12 protein-coding genes are annotated in these 15,700 nt (G+C 61.5%); 1 reads left to right on the forward strand and 11 read right to left on the reverse strand.

What is annotated here, in order from left to right; all coding sequences use genetic code 11:
• Nucleotides 1-12: 12 nt before the first annotated feature.
• From CLU94_RS04670 to xsc, 11 genes are all read right to left on the reverse strand, one after another.
• Nucleotides 13-2,331 (reverse strand): chitinase C-terminal domain-containing protein, encoded by a 2,319-nt coding sequence (locus CLU94_RS04670; RefSeq protein WP_099664786.1) that lies wholly within the window; start codon nt 2,329-2,331, stop codon nt 13-15.
• Between the two features lie 112 nt (nt 2,332-2,443).
• On the reverse strand, nt 2,444-3,919 hold the full coding sequence (locus tag CLU94_RS04675; protein WP_257218676.1) for a glycoside hydrolase family 19 protein: 1,476 nt from the start codon (nt 3,917-3,919) through the stop codon (nt 2,444-2,446).
• Nucleotides 3,920-4,217: 298 nt separating this feature from the next.
• Nucleotides 4,218-4,832: a SorB family sulfite dehydrogenase c-type cytochrome subunit gene (gene sorB, locus CLU94_RS04680; protein WP_099664788.1), complete on the reverse strand. Its 615-nt coding sequence runs from the start codon at nt 4,830-4,832 to the stop codon at nt 4,218-4,220.
• Nucleotides 4,833-4,842: 10 nt separating this feature from the next.
• Complete coding sequence (gene sorA / locus CLU94_RS04685; RefSeq protein WP_099664789.1) at nt 4,843-6,069, reverse strand: SorA family sulfite dehydrogenase catalytic subunit; 1,227 nt, start codon at nt 6,067-6,069, stop codon at nt 4,843-4,845.
• Nucleotides 6,062-7,495, reverse strand: coding sequence for an amino acid permease (locus tag CLU94_RS04690; RefSeq protein WP_099664790.1), 1,434 nt, complete (start codon nt 7,493-7,495; stop codon nt 6,062-6,064). The genes sorA and CLU94_RS04690 overlap by 8 nt, the downstream gene beginning before the upstream one ends.
• A 280-nt stretch (nt 7,496-7,775) precedes the next feature.
• The gene (locus CLU94_RS04695) at nt 7,776-8,570 is read right to left on the reverse strand and encodes an ABC transporter permease subunit (RefSeq protein ID WP_058049276.1); all 795 of its coding nucleotides are present in this window, start codon (nt 8,568-8,570) and stop codon (nt 7,776-7,778) included.
• A 79-nt stretch (nt 8,571-8,649) separates the two neighbouring features.
• Complete coding sequence (locus CLU94_RS04700) at nt 8,650-9,465, reverse strand: taurine ABC transporter ATP-binding protein (protein WP_070219220.1); 816 nt, start codon at nt 9,463-9,465, stop codon at nt 8,650-8,652.
• Between the two features lie 84 nt (nt 9,466-9,549).
• A complete protein-coding gene (tauA, locus tag CLU94_RS04705; RefSeq protein WP_099664792.1) occupies nt 9,550-10,602 on the reverse strand; it encodes a taurine ABC transporter substrate-binding protein in 1,053 nt (350 codons plus the stop codon).
• A gap of 121 nt (nt 10,603-10,723) precedes the next feature.
• Entirely contained in the window at nt 10,724-12,133 is a 1,410-nt protein-coding gene (locus CLU94_RS04710; RefSeq protein WP_217495227.1) for an NAD(P)/FAD-dependent oxidoreductase, read from the reverse strand.
• Nucleotides 12,134-12,191: 58 nt separating this feature from the next.
• On the reverse strand, nt 12,192-12,599 hold the full coding sequence (locus CLU94_RS04715; protein WP_034788413.1) for a nuclear transport factor 2 family protein: 408 nt from the start codon (nt 12,597-12,599) through the stop codon (nt 12,192-12,194).
• A gap of 198 nt (nt 12,600-12,797) precedes the next feature.
• A complete protein-coding gene (gene xsc / locus CLU94_RS04720; protein ID WP_180278807.1) occupies nt 12,798-14,603 on the reverse strand; it encodes a sulfoacetaldehyde acetyltransferase in 1,806 nt (601 codons plus the stop codon).
• A gap of 224 nt (nt 14,604-14,827) precedes the next feature.
• Here xsc and CLU94_RS04725 point away from each other — a divergent pair, with 224 nt between their 5' ends.
• Complete coding sequence (locus tag CLU94_RS04725; RefSeq protein ID WP_369811606.1) at nt 14,828-15,664, forward strand: IclR family transcriptional regulator; 837 nt, start codon at nt 14,828-14,830, stop codon at nt 15,662-15,664.
• Nucleotides 15,665-15,700: the final 36 nt, after the last annotated feature.

Here is a 15,700-nt window from a genome sequence, read left to right on the forward strand (position 1 = left end):
ACCGGATTCAACTTACGGCAGCGCCACCGGCAATTCCGGATACTCTTGCGTCAGCGCATACTTGGTGCCGCCCACGGTGACCGTGTAGTTGGCCGGTCCCGAGATCGGCAAGCGGTAATTCAAGGTCAGCGCCACGGAGCCGCCCGGCGCCAGCGATTGCCAGGCGGGAATCGCAAAGCGGGCCCGGTTGTAGTTCTTCGTGAAGCCGCCGATATTGTTCGGCCCCGTGTAGCCGGCATTGATCACCGTCAAGCCGAAGCCGGACTGGTCGCTCATGTCCGACGGCGCCGAGACGGGATAATCGAACTCCACCACGGTGCCGCCCGGCAAGGTCGACGCCGTGTTGTTCTTCACCGTCATCACCGGATTGATGGGGAAGTTGTTGTCGCCCAGCTTCCAGCCGCCCAGGGTGATGCTGACATTGGCCGCCGTGCCCGGCATGGCGATTTCAGCGCGTTTGTTGCCATACGCGCCGGCCGTGCGGAAGGCCTGGTACAGCACGTCCGTCAGGGTGGTACCCATGAAATACTCGCCCTTGCCACCGTTGCGCGTGGCATCCCAGGCATAGTCGCCCGCCATTTCCCAGATCATCACGCCACCGATATTGTTGTTGACGATGTACTGGGCCTTGGCCGCGATCGATTGCGTGGTTTCCGTGGAAATGAATACTTTCTTGGTCGCATTCCACAGCCACGGCGCCACCATGGTGCTGCTGTAGTACGGCACATACGTGCCCACCAGCGCCTTGTCCGTGACTTTATAGGCATCCAGGTAGCTCGGCACGATGCCGTTCTGCAAGTTCAGCGCGTGCCAGATGGGGTTGCCGCCGCCTGGCGTCGGTTTGCCCTGCGAATCCAGGTCGTACCACACGTTGTCGATGCCGGTGGCGCCCGTGCCGCACGTCTTGGTGCCGGCACAGGTGACCGTGGAACTGATCAACGGCGTCGTGCCCCACAAGCCATTCGTGCCACCCGTCACATCCTTCCAGCCCCGCGTGTAGAACGGCACGCCGATATTGATGCGCCCCGCCTGCATGGCGCCACGGTAATAGCGGTAGGCCCAGTCCGTATTCAAATAGCCGATGTTCTGGAACTGGTAGGCGTTACCGGCGCGCAACTCACCGTCGTTGCCGTCGTCAAACAGCGCCGCGTTCGGTCCCACATATTGGTTCCACGCGCCGTGCAAGTCATACGACATCAGGCTGGCGTAATCGAGATATTTCAATCCCGACATGTTTTCCTCCCCCCGCAAGACCCAGCCCGAGGCGGAGCCGGCGATGGTCAGCAGGTAATATTTATTGTCCTGCACGGCCGCTTCGTCGAGCTTCTGGCGCAGCACCTTCAGCAGCACGTTGTAGCTCGTCATCAGGCCGGCCAGGCGCGGCTTCGAGACGGCGAAGTCGTTCGGATTGCCCGCTTCATTGTTGGTGGTCGGATGTTCGTAATCGACATCGACGCCATCGAAGAAGTTGTACTGGCGCACGAAGGCCACCATGGAATCGGCCAGGGTGTTGATGCCGGCCGTGTTGATGCTGCCGTCCGCGTTCGTCGTGGCCGTGTAGAAGCCGCCGCTGCCGGCCCAGCCGCCCACGGAAATCATCAGTTTCACGCCCGGATACTTCTTCTTGTATTGCGACAGCAAGTTGAAGTGACCCTTGTACGGCAGCGACGGGTCCATGGCGGCGGCAGGCACGTTCGGCCACGTGAGGCCCGTATCGGGATTGGCCGCGCCGCTGCCGATGGCGATTTTTGACGTGGCCGGATCGACGGAGGCAAACGCATAGTTCAAGTGGGTAATCTTGTCCCACGGCAAATTGTTCACCAGGTAAGTCGGGCTGCCATCGGCGCCCGTGCGCCAGCTGGCGAAATAGCCGACGATGCGCCGGTTCAAGCCATTGCCCAGCACTTCGCGGCCATTCGCGTCGTACACCTTGCAATACGGCACATTCGGCACGGCCGAAATCAAGCCGTCCGGACGGCAAGCCGTGGGCGTTGGGGTCGGCGTTGGCGTTGGCGTTGGGGTCGGCGTTGGCGTTGGCGTTGGCGTTGGCGTCGGTGTCGGGGTTGGCGTCGGGGTATCCGTCACGGCCCATGGGCCCCACTGGTCGGTGGCGCTGGGGACATTGCCCTGCGTCCACCACTTGGCCTTGTAGGTGACGCCCTGGTACAGCACGCACTGGCCGCCCGTGTAGACGGTGGCGGCATCCCAGACGGCGCACGCTTCCGCGGCGGCCAGCAAGGTGTTGGGCGTGGCGGTCGTGCCTTCCTGGCCGCCGCCGCAAGCGACGAGCACGCCGCTGAGCAGGGCCATCAATAATGCATTCGATTTCATGTTGTATTGGTCTCCGTTATGGTTGTACAGGTTGTACGTTGTGAGCTGTTGCAGGCCCCTGAAGGGGCTCTTGTCAACTGTTATCCCTGGCCGGCTATTCCTGCATTTACTGCTACTGCAACTTCACATTCCAGTTGGCTTCCACGCATTTCACGTAGTTTCCGGCCAGCAAGGCGCTGTACGGGGTTTGGTAACTGACCAGCTGGCATTGGTTCTCGCCACCCGCGCTCCAGTTCTTTTCCCAATAGATGTTGTAGGAGGCGGAACTGGCCGGGGTGAAGCGTTGCATGTTGGCGCATGACAATTGTTCGCCGGAATAATCCCAGCCCATGTCGGCGGCAAATTGCTTGTAGTAATCGATGCGGTTTTGCGCGGCCTGCTTTTCCGTGCCCTGCCCGCATTCGGCGTTGATGATCATGATGGTGGTGGCGAAGTTATTGCCCGCGCCAGCCGTCGTATCGGCCGCGTTCGGCACCCACGTGCCATCGAGCACATGCAGCATCGACGGTTTCGGCGGTTGCGGATAAACGAAGAAGAAGGTGGCCGACGCCAGGTTCAGCCACGTCGAGGCCACCAGGTCCGGATTTTTCAGCAGCACGGATTGATCGCCGTCATGCATGGCTTGCGAAAACGGCCCATAGTTGTAGTTGTACGACAGCTGCTTGGCGCCACGGCCGAAATACTTCTTGAAGCTGCCGTCGGCATTCTTGCCGCAGGTCCACACCTTGTTGAAGACAGGGTCGGCGCACTCGATGTTGTAGCCGCAGCCGGCGCCCGTCTCGTCACAGCCCAGTTCGCGCAAATACTTCAAGCCCTGGCGCCATTGCGGCAGCGGGCTGCTGGCGTTGTGGTCGCCCGTTTCCTGCCCGAAGTGGGCGAACATGGTCGCCAGGCTGTGGCGGCAGATGGCGTCCGCATTGCGCCCGTCGCTGTAGTCGTCGCACACGGCGGGGAACTTGGCCACCGCTTGCAGGAAGCGCTGATACGTATAACTGGCGTCGCGCGCGGCAAAATAGTAATCCCACTTCGCCGCCGGCAGCAGGCGCTCGACGCGCTTGACGTTGAGGGGATTGCTGGTCAGGCCCGGCTGCACGGCTTCGACGGCCGTATTGCCCAGGGTACGGATCGAGGCCTTGACCTTGCGGAAGAAATCGTTATTCGTCAGCGCCGCCTCGTTCGCCTCGGCCTGGGCCTTGGTGGGAATGCCGGGCGTAGGCGTGGGTGTCGGCGTGGGAGTGGGAGTCGGTGTGGGCGTCGGTGTCGGTGTCGGTGTCGGTGTCGGTGTCGGTGTCGGTGTCGGGGTCGGCGTGGTGCTATCGAGGCTCCACGGTCCCCACTGGTCGTTGTTCGGCGCCGTGCCCTGCACCCACCATTTGGCCCGGTACACCTTGCCGTCGTAGACAGCGCACTGGCCCGCCGTGTAGACGGCAGCGGCGCTCCAGGCCGCGCAACTGTCGCTGGCGGCCGTGGCGGCCAGCAGGGTCGATGGGGGTTCGGTGGTGGAATTGCCGCCGCAAGCGAGCAGCGCGCTGCCCAGCAGGCCAGCCATCAAAGGCGAGGCCAGCCGGCTAATTTGCCGTGTCTTCACAATGTCTCCTGAACGTTATACGAAAACTATCGAAGTAGCTTTTATGTTGTACGTAAAGAAAGCACAGCGAAGCGTCGGCTTTCTGCACAGAGAATGCGACGCCCTAAATTGGTAGTCAAGTGGTTTTATATAACGGTGTTTTTTACAATACCAGTGCATGCAACCGCCGCGTTGGCAAGCGAGGTAGCGGCGAATAGGGGACGTAAAAAAAAGCCCGCTGCATGATGGCAGCAGGCAATACCGCGCAGGACGGGTGGCGGCAAGTGGTATTAAGGGTCGCCGCGCGTCCGGGACGAACTTATCTGTTCAGCACGTATTTCGCCAGGGTCGCCGCATCGGCTTCGCTGAGCTGGCTGAATGGCGGCATGGGCACGGGGCCCCATTTGCCGGCGCCGCCACTGCGGATGTTGGCCGCCACGGCGGCGATGCCGTCCTTGCCCTTGTACCTGGCCGCCACTTCCGCAAAGCCGGGGCCGACCACTTTCTGGTCGAGGGCGTGGCAAGCCATGCAGCCGTTCGCCGCCAGCAAGCTTTTGACATCCTTGCCGCCGGTAGCCGGGACGGCGGCTGCCACGGGCTTGGCGACGGCAGCGGCAGGCACGGCGGCGCCCCGCTCCGCGCCATAGGTTTTCACCAGGTAATCGACCATGGCCGGCACGTCCGCATCGTCAAACTGGGCGCCGAACGGCTTTTTCATCTTCTTGACAGTCGCTTCCCAGTAAGCGCGCGGCGAGGCGGGCGGCTGGGTCGATGCGTACTGGGCCGCGTGGCACGTCATGCAATTGCGCTGCACCAGCTGGTAGCCAGGCAATTCGCTGGGTTTGTAGGTCGCCGTTTCCGGCGGCAAGTGGATGTCCAGCGCGCACGCGCCGCCCGCCGCCGACAGTGCCAGCGCGGCAAGTAATATCTTCATATGGTTCTCCTCAGACTGCCTGGATGCGCGTGGTTTCCACCACGTTGCGCATATAACCCATGGGATTCCACAGGGCTTTCATGGGCTGGCTCTGGCCGATGCGGTTGACGGCGCGCACCATCAGCACATGCTTGCCCTTGCGCGGCGCCTTCATGAGCATCGTCCATTCGCGGAACGAAAAGCGCCCCAGGTCCTTGCCCAGCCTGGCTTCCTGCCAGCTCTGGCCGCAATCCACCGAGACGGTCACCTCGCTGATGCCCTGGCCGCCATCAAACGCGATGCCGCGCAGGGCCAGGTCACGCCCCGCCTTCACTTGCGCGCCATCTTGCACGCTGGTAATGAAGGAGCGCACGTTGAGGCGGCTGATCGGCGTCGTCTTGCCCACGGGCGCGCCCGGTTCGATGAAGCCGGAACCATTGTCGGGAATGCGGTAGCCCGTGCTCATCCAGAAGCCATCGAAGGGCTTGTCCAGCACCGTGATGTCGCTCAAGTGCTTGACCCAGTAAGTGCCGTAATAGCCGGGCACGATCAGGCGCAGCGGGTAGCCGTTCAGGAAAGGAATGTCCTCGCCATTCATGGCCCAGGCCAGCATGACGTCGCCGGCCATGATGTGCTCGACGGACAGGGCCTTTTGAAAGTCGGGACCGTCGCCCACGGGCGGCGTTTCCAGGCCATTGAAGGCCACTTGCACGGCATTGGCCGCGATGCCGGCCTTTTCCAGCACGATTTTCAGGGGGATGCCCGTCCAGCGGGCATTGCCCATGGCGCCATTACCCAGCTGCCCGCCATTCGCACGGGGGGCAAAAAAACCGCGGCTGTTGCCTGAACATTGCGTCACGGCCACCACGTCAACGGGCTCGGCCAGCTGCTTCAGTTCCGCCAGCGACAGTTCCAAGGGCGTCTTGACGAGGCCGGCGATGCGCAGCCGGTAGCTGTCGCCGTCTATGCTGGTGGGCAAGCCGCTCCAGTGATAACGCACGAAAAACGCATCATTGGGCGTGATCGCGCCTTCATTGAACACGCCGAACGGCGTTTCCAGCTGCGGCGGACGGCTGGTCAGCAGAATCAGCGGACGCTTTTGCGGGAAAGTCACCAGTTCGCGTTCACCGTTTTCAAACGGCAAGGTGACGGAAGCGGCCAAGGCTGACCCAGGCCCCGCCACTGCGGCGGCGCCCAGGGCGGCCGTCGTGCGCAGGAAGCGGCGCCGGCCTGCGGGCAACAAGGTCGTGTCAGACATGTTTGAGCTCCACTTTGGTGTCGGCCGCCTCACCGCCGTTGCGGTCGTCGTTGACCAGTTTCTTGATGTAGTACATGACGCTCAGGATGACCACGCTCAACAGGCCGAACCAGAACGACACGCGCTGCTCCGTATCGGACGACACGCTCATGGCGCCCAGGATCACCAGCATGGCGATGATGGTGAAATACGTCAGGTAAGGAAACAGCCACATGCGCACCTTGATGCGTTCCGGGCATTCGCGTTCCAGGCGGCGACGCAAACGCAATTGAGATATCGCAATGAGCAGGTACACAAACAGGATCAGGATGCCGTAAGAGTTGACGATGAAGGGGAACACGAGGTCGGCCGACACATACGAGACGGCAATGGCAAAGTAGGCGAACAAGGTGCTAAACAGGATGGCGCGGATCGGCACGCCGTTCTTGCTCAGTTTCACGAGGCCCGTGGGCGCATCGCCGCGGCGCGTCAGCGCAAAGATCATGCGCGACGAAGCGTACAGGCTGGAATTCAAGGCCGACAGCACGGCCGTCAGGATGATGGCGTTCATGATGTGGGCCGCGTACGGGATGTTCATGACGGTCAGGGCGCTGACGAAAGGCGTGGCGATGGCCGGCGAATCCCAGGGCACGATGCAGACGACGACAAACATGGAGCCCACATAGAACATCAGCACGCGCGTGATGACGGAATTGGTGGCGCGGGCGATGGCCTTGGCCGGGTCCGACGTTTCGGCGGCGGCGATGGTGACGATTTCGGCGCCCGAATAAAAGGCCGTCGCGGCGACGGCGCCGCTGAGCACGGGGCCCCAGCCATGCGGCATGAAGCCGCCGTTGCTGGTCAAAAAGCCCAGGGTCGGGATGCTGTTAGGCAAGCTTCCCGTGATGAACAAGGCGCCGACGAACAGGAAGACGATGATGGCGACCACCTTGATCGAGGCGAACCAGAACTCGAATTCGCCAAACGCCTTCACGGAGAACAGGTTCAGGATGGTCATCGACACGAGCAGCACCAGGCTGATCGACCACGACGGCACGTCGGGCAGCCAGAAGTTGACCAATTTCGCACCGGCAATGGCTTCCAGGGCCACGACGACGACCCAGAAATACCAGTACATCCAGCCGCTCATGAAGCCGAGGAATTTCGACACCTTCGGCTTGTCGTCGAAGGCCAGGCGCGCATATTCGTAAAAGGAGCCGACCACGGGCAGGGACGAGGCCAGCTCGCCCAGCATGCGCATGATCAGGACGACGAGGCCGCCCGTGAGCAGGAAGGAAAGGATGGCGGCCGGGCCGGCGGCCTTGGCGATGACGCCGCTGCCGACAAAGAGGCCGGCGCCGATCACGCCGCCGATGGCGATCATGCTCATGTGGCGTTGCTTGAGCGAGTGCTGCAAGCCGGTACTGTTATGCGATTCGCTAATCATGTTTTGTCTCCTGAAAATCTCTGAAGCTCGGTGCGCCCTGCCTGCTGCGGCTTGTTCTTGCCGCGCGGCTTTGTTTTATTTAGGCAACACCGTCAAGCAGCATCGATACATCGTGTGAATCAGTCTGGTTGGCCGCATTCCATAAGTCAATCTGGAAATGCAGCGGCCCGGCGCGGCGCCCGAGGGGCAAGCGCGCTGGAGGGTAAGTACGGCTTATTGCGGATTAAAAAAAGGGAGCGGCGGCAACACTTGTGGCGTGCGCGCCACTCCCGGGAACGTCTTACACCTTGCCCTTCCATGGCACGAGGGTACGTTCGAGGTAACGCATCATCAAATCAAACAGGAAAGCGAAGAAGCCGATCACGATAATGCCCATGATCACCACGTCGCTGGCCAGGAACTCGGAAGCGCTGAGCACCATGTAGCCGAGGCCGCGCGTGGCCGCCACCATTTCGCCCGCCACCAGGGTGGTCCAGCCCACGCCGATGCCGATGCGCATGCCGGTGAGGATTTCCGGTATCGCCGCGCGCAAAATCACGTGCACGATCACCTGGAAACGGGTAGCGCCCATCGAGTAAGCCGCATGGATTTGCTCCAGTGAAACAGAGCTGACGCCGGCGCGGGCCGCGATCGCCATCGGCGCGAAGATGGCCAGGAAGATCAGGTAGACCTTCGAGAATTCGCCGATGCCGAACCAGATGATGACCAGTGGCAAGTAAGCAAGCGGCGGCAATGGACGGTAGAACTCGATCAAGGGATCGAAGATGCCCCGCGCCACGCGGTTGACGCCCATCATCACGCCGACGGGAATGGCAAACAGGCAAGCCAGGCCAAAGGCGCCGAACACGCGCACCAGGCTGGCGACCGTGTGTTCCCACAGGGTGGCGCCGCCGAAACCGGTGGTGGCCGCCATGATGAATTTTTCATACACGGCTTGCGGCGAAGGCAGAAACAAGGGTTTCACCATGCCGCTGGCCGTCACGCCAAACCACAGCAAGAGCACGGCGATGACGGTGACGGTGGCGATGCGGCTGGAATTGCCCTGCCCCGGCGCGCCGAACGCTTCGCCGGGCATGGCGCAGCGGGGGGCGAACAGGCGGCCGAAGAAGCCGGCGCGCTTGGCAGTGGTGGGAGGAAATCCCACGACGGATGGGCTATGCATGGGACACCTCCAGCTCTTTATTGACAGCGCGCTCGTCGCCATAAATGATGTTGAGCACCGTTTCGCGCATCTTGATGAAGTCCGGGCTCGATTTCACGGCACGCGCATCGCGGCATTCGAGGAAGCGCTTGTTGAAATCGAGTTCATACGTGTGCGTGATGCGGCCCGGACGGGGCGACATGACGATCAGCCGGTTCGCCAGGAACAGCGCCTCGTCGACGCTGTGGGTAATGAAGAAGAACATGGTGCTGGACTTGGCCCAGATATCGAGCAGCAACTCCTGGATGGTTTCGCGGGTCAGCGCGTCGAGCGCCGCCATCGGTTCATCCATCAACAGCATGGCGGGATTGCTGGTCAGGGCCCGGGCGATGCCCACCCTTTGCTGCATGCCGCCCGACAATTGATAAATCATATTGTCGTGAAAGTCCTTCAAGCCGACGAGCGCCAGGTTCTTTGCCGCCTGTTCGCGCCGCACGGCTTTCGGCACGCCTTGCAGCTTCAAGCCGAATTCCACGTTTTCCATCACGTTCAGCCACGGCAGCAAGGCATGTTTCTGGAATACGACGCCACGGTCGGCGCCCGGCCCTTCCACTTTATTGTCGCCGAGCATGATCTCGCCCTTGGACGGGGCGATAAAGCCCGCCATCAGGCTCAGCAAGGTGGTCTTGCCGCAGCCCGAGGCGCCCAGCGCGACGACGAAGTCGCCGCTGTTAATCGTCAAATTGATATTGTTTAAGGCATGTACGCGTTCACCGGCCGTCTTGCCCGGATAAATCACGCTGACATCCTTGACGTAGAGATTTTCCATCGTGTGCCCCGCATAGGTGTAGTCACTTCAGTTCAACGCATTCTGTTCAGTCAGCGCGCCCGCAGGCGCGCCATCGCACAACGTTTACTTCAGCAGGCCGGCGGCCTGTGCATACCTGGGTGTCACATATTTGGCGTAATCGCTTGCCAGGGTGTCGATCTTGCCTTCGCCCTTCAAAAATTGCGCCGTGGCCAGCAAGGCTTGCGCCACGCCGCCCTTCGCGCCGCCACCGAGCCAGGCCGGCGACGCCTGTTCCTGCAGCGAGGGATAGGCGTACAGGGCCACGGAAGCGGCCACGTCCTTGGCGGCCGCGCCCGAATGCTTGACGTTGGCTTTCACTTGCGGGGAATCAATGGTCCACGCCTTCGGATTGGCGCGGTAGTCGGCGTCGGCCGCGGCCATTACCTTGACGAACTTGGCCATGAAGTCCGCGTTCGCTTCGCCCCAGGCGCGCTCGACGGCGATGCCGTCAAACGTGGCCTTGCCCTTCTTGCTCAGCTCGCCGGAAGTGACGAGCACCTTGCCGTTTTGCTTGAGTTTGCTCAAGGCCGGGTCCCACACGAAGGCCGCGTCGATGTCGCCCCGCTCCCAGGCGGCGGCGATCTGGTTCGGCTGCATGTTCAGCAATTTCACTTCCGTGGGCTTGATGCCCCACGTTTCCAGCGCGAACATGGTGTGGAAATGCGTGGTGGAAACGAATGGCACGGCGATCTTCTTGCCGCGCAAGTCCGTGGGCTTGCTGATGCCGGCGCCGTTGCGCGCCACCATCGCTTCGGCTTCGTTGATGTCGTCGATGATCCAGAACAGCTGCAAGTCGACGCCGCGGCTGACGGCCGCCGTCAATGGGCTCGAACCGATGACGCCGATCTGCACGTCGCCGGACGCCATGCCGGTGGCCACCTTGGCGCCCGAATCGAACTTGCGCCAGTTGATTTTATAGCCGGTGGTTTTTTCCACTTCGCCGCTGGCGATGGCCACCAGGAAGGGACCGTTGATTTCCTGGTAGGCAATCGTCACTTCCTTGCCTTGCGCGAAGGCCGTGCCGCTGGAGGCGGCCACGACACCCAGCACCAGGGTGCCGAGGACGGCGCGGCGCAGCGTTGAAAATACCGTGTTTTTGCTCGTGTATGTGTTCATGTCTCACTCCAAGTTATTGTTATGTGTGAACGTGCGGGCAATCTCATCCCTTGCGGGAGGCGCCGTTGGTTGCTCTATGTCAACTCATACGGCGGCTTAGTACGGCTACTGCTATTACTATTTAAAACACTTCATCCTTCAAGTGATACCAGCGGTACAGGAAGCGCTGGCCCAGGCGGCGGAACGGGGCGAACGCTTGCGATTCGACCAGTTCCATCATGTTGGGATACGGCAGTTTCGAATTAAAGATCGGCAAGCCCGTGTCGCTGGCCTTGCCGGCGATGCGCTCGGCCATGCGCCGGCCCGCCTGCGCCGAGTACATGACGCCGTTGCCGCCGTAGCCGAGCGAATAAAAGATCGATTGCTTCGGGTCCGGTTGCACGATGCGCGGCATCATGTCGTGGCTGACGTCGACCCAGCCCCACCACGAATAATCGATGCCGATCCCCGTCAGCGCGGGGAACTTGCGGTGCAGATCGTTGATCAAAAACTGTTTGTATTTGTCGTCCGGCGCGTCGGCGCCCGTGATGGCGCTGCGGCTGCCGATCTGTACGCGGTTGTCCGGCATCAAGCGGTAGTAGTGGCGCAAGATGCGCGTATCCGTGATCACCTGATGGGTGCGGAAGTTGCACGCCTCGATTTCCGCCGGGGTCAACGGGCGCGTGACGAGGGAGTTCGACAGAATCGGCAGCAAGCGGTTCTTCACTTGCGGATGCAGGTGGGGCGAGGTGTAGCCGCCCGTGGCCACGGCCACGGAACGGGCACGCACCACGCCGCCCGGCGTTTGCAGATAATGCACGCCATTGCGCGTTTCCCAGCCCATCACGGGGCTGGATGGATGCACCTTGGCGCCCAGCGCGCGCGCCTTGCGCAGGTAGCCGAAGGCCAGCTTGCCCGCATGGATGCCGATGCCTTCCGGCTCGTGCAGCGCGCCGGCCGCTTCCTTGTCATCGACAAATTCGCGCTTGACCGTGTCGGCGTCGAGGATGCGGGCGTCGTACTTGAAGATCTCGCGCATCACCTTGGCTTCTTTTTCCAGCGCGGGCATGGCTTTCGCCTTGTGGGCGATGTACAGGTGGCCGCCCGGCTGCGGGTCGCAATCGATGTCGGCCGTGATCTTCTTGAACGTTTCCATTGCGTCGCACACTTCCGCGTGCAGTTTCAGGGCCGTGTCCAGGCCATAACGGTCTATCCACTGCGAGCGCTTCAGGCGGCCCGTCGTGCACTGGGCTTGGCCGCCATTGCGCGTGCTGCAGCCCCAGCTGACCCGGTTCGCTTCCAGCACGGTGGCCTTGATGCCATGTTCCTGTGCCAAAAAGATGGCACAGGACAGGCCGGTAAAACCCGAGCCGATGATGGCCACGTCGACGTCGATGTCATGCGTGATGGGGCCGTCGTCGGCGGGCGGCTCGCCGGCCGTGCCGATCCAGTAGGTGGGCGCGTAGGCATTGCCGTGGCCGGGGCGCTGGGCCACCAGCGGATCGAAGGCGGGGTCGTAGGGCGTGCGGGCGGCGGTGCTGTTGTTGCCCATTACGCCAGGCGGGGTGTCGACAGGTTTGTTCATGGTCATTCCTGGTGAACGTGCTGGCTCAGACTGTGACGACGGGTGGGCGATCCTTGCGGAAAGCATTCTTGACTGCGATCTTGCCGTCGCGGAAAGTGAAGATATCGACCATGCGCGCTTCGATGCGCGTGCCGTCCGCCTTGGTGCCGGCAAAGGTCGACTCCGTCACGCCGCGTTCGCCGCTGACGAAATGCACGGGGTTGAGCCAGGCGGCGTCGGGGAAGGTTTGCCAGGCCAGCTCGAAGCCGGCGCGCACGGCGTCGCGGCCGATGAAGCTCTTGCCCAGCAGTTCAGGACCGGCGACGGCATGGAATTCGCAATCGTCGGCCATGGCGGCCATCAGGGCCTCGATATCGTGGCGGTTCCAGGCATCGCCGAACGCTTGCAGGAAGTCCGTGGTGACGGCGTCAGTGTGCGGTACAGGGTGGTTCATGGTTGTCTCCGTAAATCGTTTTTGATACGCTACGTTCCGTTTTTTGTCTTTTATTGAATTTAAGCCTTAAGCATGGCCTTGTCAAATCAAATAATTCAAAAAACGGGACGCCTTGTATTCTTTAATGAAATTATGATGCATTCGTGACAATCTGTGAGAATTTGGTCACAGCCCATTCCCACAGGCTGGCTCACTTAATTAAACATAGTCCTTGTACTTGTCCAGGTGGCGGATCGGCTTGCTCAGCGCATCGCGGCGGAACGGGTCGCCCAGCTCGCGTGTGCACATGATTTCGATGATGGTGGTCTTGCCCTCATTCATCTGCATGTCGATGGCCTTTTTCAGGGCCGGGCCCACGTCTTCCAGCTTGTCGACCGTGATGCCTTCGGCGCCCATGGCGCGCGCGATCTCGGCAAAGCTCTGGTTGTCCAGCTCGCCTGCGACGAAGCGGCGGTTGTAGAAATCCACCTGGTTTTTCTTTTCCGCGCCCCATTGGCGGTTGTGGAACACCACGGCCGTCACGGGAATGTTGTGGCGCACGCAGGTCATCGTTTCCATCAAGCTCATGCCCCAGGCGCCGTCGCCCGCATACGACACGGCCGGGCGGTGCGGTGCGGCCACTTTCGCGCCGATGATGGTCGGGAAGGCATAGCCGCAATTGCCAAAGCTCATCGCCGCAAAGAAGCTGCGCGGCTTTTCGAAGCGCAGGTAGCTGTTGGCCACCGAGTTGATGTTGCCGATGTCGGTCGACACCATCACGTCTTCCGGCATGGCTTTTTCCAGCTCGCGCAAGACCTGGCGCGGGTGCAGGTAATTGCCCGGCTCTTTCTTTTGCTCTTCGATCATGTCCAGGCTGTACGCATCTTTTTCGTGCGTCCAGTTCGTCAATTCCTCTTCCCACGCGGCCTTTTCCGCTTGCACGGTGGCATAGCGCTCGTCGCGCGTGGCGTCGCAATCGAGCGTCTTGCCGTCCAGGCGGGCAATAATCGCCTTGGCGGCCGCCTTGGCGTCGCCGCAGATGCCCACCGAAATCTTTTTCACCAGGCCCAGCATCTTGTTGTCCGCATCGATCTGGATGATCTTGGCGTTCTTCGGCCAGTAATCCATGCCGTGCTGCGGCAAGGTGCCGAACGGTCCCAGGCGCGAACCGAGGGCCACGACGACGTCGGCCTGGGCGATCAGTTTCATGGCCGCCTTCGATCCTTGGTAACCCAATGGACCGCACCACAGCGGGTGGCTGGCGGGGAAGGAATCGTTGTGCAGGTAGCTGTTGACGACGGGGGCGCCCAGGCGCTCGGCCAGGGCCTTGCACTCTTCGATCGCTTCGCCCATGACGACGCCGCCGCCCGAGATGATCACCGGGAACTTGGCCTTGGCCAACAGTTCCGCCGCATCGTTGAGGCTTTGCTCGCCGCCGGCGCCGCGGTCCAGGCGGTTCGGTTTCGGGATTTCCGCCTTGATTTCGCCATAGAAATAGTCACGGGGAATATTCAATTGCGTCGGACCCATTTCCGACATGGCGCGGTCAAAGCAGCGGCCCGTGAATTCCGCCATGCGGGCGGGATTGGTCACGTGGCCCTGGTATTTCGTAAATTCCTCGAACATCGGCAACTGGTTCGCTTCCTGGAAGCCGCCCAGGCCCATGCTCATCGTGCCCGTTTCCGGCGTGATGATCACGACGGGCGTATGCGCCCAGTAGGCGGCGGCGATGGCGGTCACGCAATTGCTGATGCCGGGGCCGTTCTGGCCGATGACGACGCCATGGCGGCCCGAAACGCGCGCATAGCCGTCGGCCATGTGGCCGGCGCCCTGCTCGTGCACGACGGGGATCAGGCGGATGCCGGCGGGGGCGAAGATATCCATCGGGTCCATGAAGGCCGAGCCCATGATGCCGAACATGTCGGTCACGCCATTGGCGGCCAGGGTTTCCACGAACGCTTCGGAAGGCGTCATCTTTTGCGGGCCTACAGGTATCGCTGCGGCGGCGGCTTTTTGCTCGGTCATGTCATTCATGGGTGTCTCCTGGTCTGTGGTGATGAAGTGCAGCGAATTATCAATTAATTTATCAAAAATCGGTATATTTTGTTCCGAAATTTGATATACAATTCAATTTAAGCGTTCAGCAATCAAAAGTCAAACAGATTTTCAAGGAAACGGTACAATTTGAGTTCGAAAATGAAATAAGCTGACGTCACACTCAGAGCTACCCAACCGAGGCCACCATGGACATGATTTCATCCCCAAAACTTGAGCCGGAAAAACTGGAAGGCGACACGCCCACGATGCGTTTGTTTGCCTTGCTGGAAGTGATTGCCGAAAAAGACCAGTTGCTGTCGCTGCAAGCGCTGGTGGAAGAAACGGGCTTGCCGAAGCCCACCCTGCACCGCATGCTGCAACAGCTGGAAAGCGTGGGCGTGCTGCAGCGCGAAAGCGATGGCCGCCACTACAGCACGGGCGTGCGCCTGCGCCGCCTCGCATCGAACCTACTGATTAACAACACTTTCCATGGCGCCCGCCGCATGGTCTTGCGCCAGCTGGTCGAGGAAGTGGGCGAGAGCTGCAACCTGACGGCCTTCAGCGGCAGCGAAGTCGTGTACCTGGACCGGGTGGAAACGGCGGCCCCGCTGCGCTTCTACCTGCATCCCGGTTCGCGGGTGCCGGCCCACTGCTCGTCCAGCGGCAAGCTGTTCCTGGCGCAAATGACGCCCGTGCAACGGCGCCGCCTGCTGGGCCACATGGAATTGACGCGCTTTACGGACAAGACGGAAACGGACCCCGTCAAGCTGGAACGCGAACTGGAACTGGTGCGCCGCAACGGCTATGCGCTTGACGACGAGGAATTCCTGCCCGGCCTGCTGTGCGTGGCCGTGCTGGTGCCGAACCCGAACGGCCGCTCGAACCTGGCCGTGGCCATCCAGGCGCCCATCATCCGTTTGACGCACGACAAGGCTTTACATTTCTTGCCAGCATTGCAACGCGCCGCGCAAGCCCTGGCCGCCATCGAATCGGAAACCATGCCGACGACGGGCGGGGACGACGACGCATTGCAGGCAGGTAATTCATAACCCCGTAGCGCCCCCGCTGCGGTTTCACAGGAGAAC

Source organism: Janthinobacterium sp. 13 (assembly GCF_002749695.1).
Taxonomy (GTDB): domain Bacteria; phylum Pseudomonadota; class Gammaproteobacteria; order Burkholderiales; family Burkholderiaceae_D; genus Janthinobacterium; species Janthinobacterium kumbetense.

Coding starts and splice junctions, on each gene's coding strand:
- sorA (WP_099664789.1), bottom strand. CDS start 6,069: ATGTCTGACACGACCTTGTTGCCCGCAGGCCGGCGCCGCTTCCTGCGC.
- sorB (WP_099664788.1), bottom strand. CDS start 4,832: ATGAAGATATTACTTGCCGCGCTGGCACTGTCGGCGGCGGGCGGCGCG.
- CLU94_RS04715 (WP_034788413.1), bottom strand. CDS start 12,599: ATGAACCACCCTGTACCGCACACTGACGCCGTCACCACGGACTTCCTG.
- xsc (WP_180278807.1), bottom strand. CDS start 14,603: ATGACCGAGCAAAAAGCCGCCGCCGCAGCGATACCTGTAGGCCCGCAA.
- CLU94_RS04725 (WP_369811606.1), top strand. CDS start 14,828: ATGATTTCATCCCCAAAACTTGAGCCGGAAAAACTGGAAGGCGACACG.
- tauA (WP_099664792.1), bottom strand. CDS start 10,602: ATGAACACATACACGAGCAAAAACACGGTATTTTCAACGCTGCGCCGC.
- CLU94_RS04670 (WP_099664786.1), bottom strand. CDS start 2,331: ATGAAATCGAATGCATTATTGATGGCCCTGCTCAGCGGCGTGCTCGTC.
- CLU94_RS04690 (WP_099664790.1), bottom strand. CDS start 7,495: ATGATTAGCGAATCGCATAACAGTACCGGCTTGCAGCACTCGCTCAAG.
- CLU94_RS04695 (WP_058049276.1), bottom strand. CDS start 8,570: ATGCCCGGCGAAGCGTTCGGCGCGCCGGGGCAGGGCAATTCCAGCCGC.
- CLU94_RS04710 (WP_217495227.1), bottom strand. CDS start 12,133: ATGGGCAACAACAGCACCGCCGCCCGCACGCCCTACGACCCCGCCTTC.
- CLU94_RS04700 (WP_070219220.1), bottom strand. CDS start 9,465: ATGGAAAATCTCTACGTCAAGGATGTCAGCGTGATTTATCCGGGCAAG.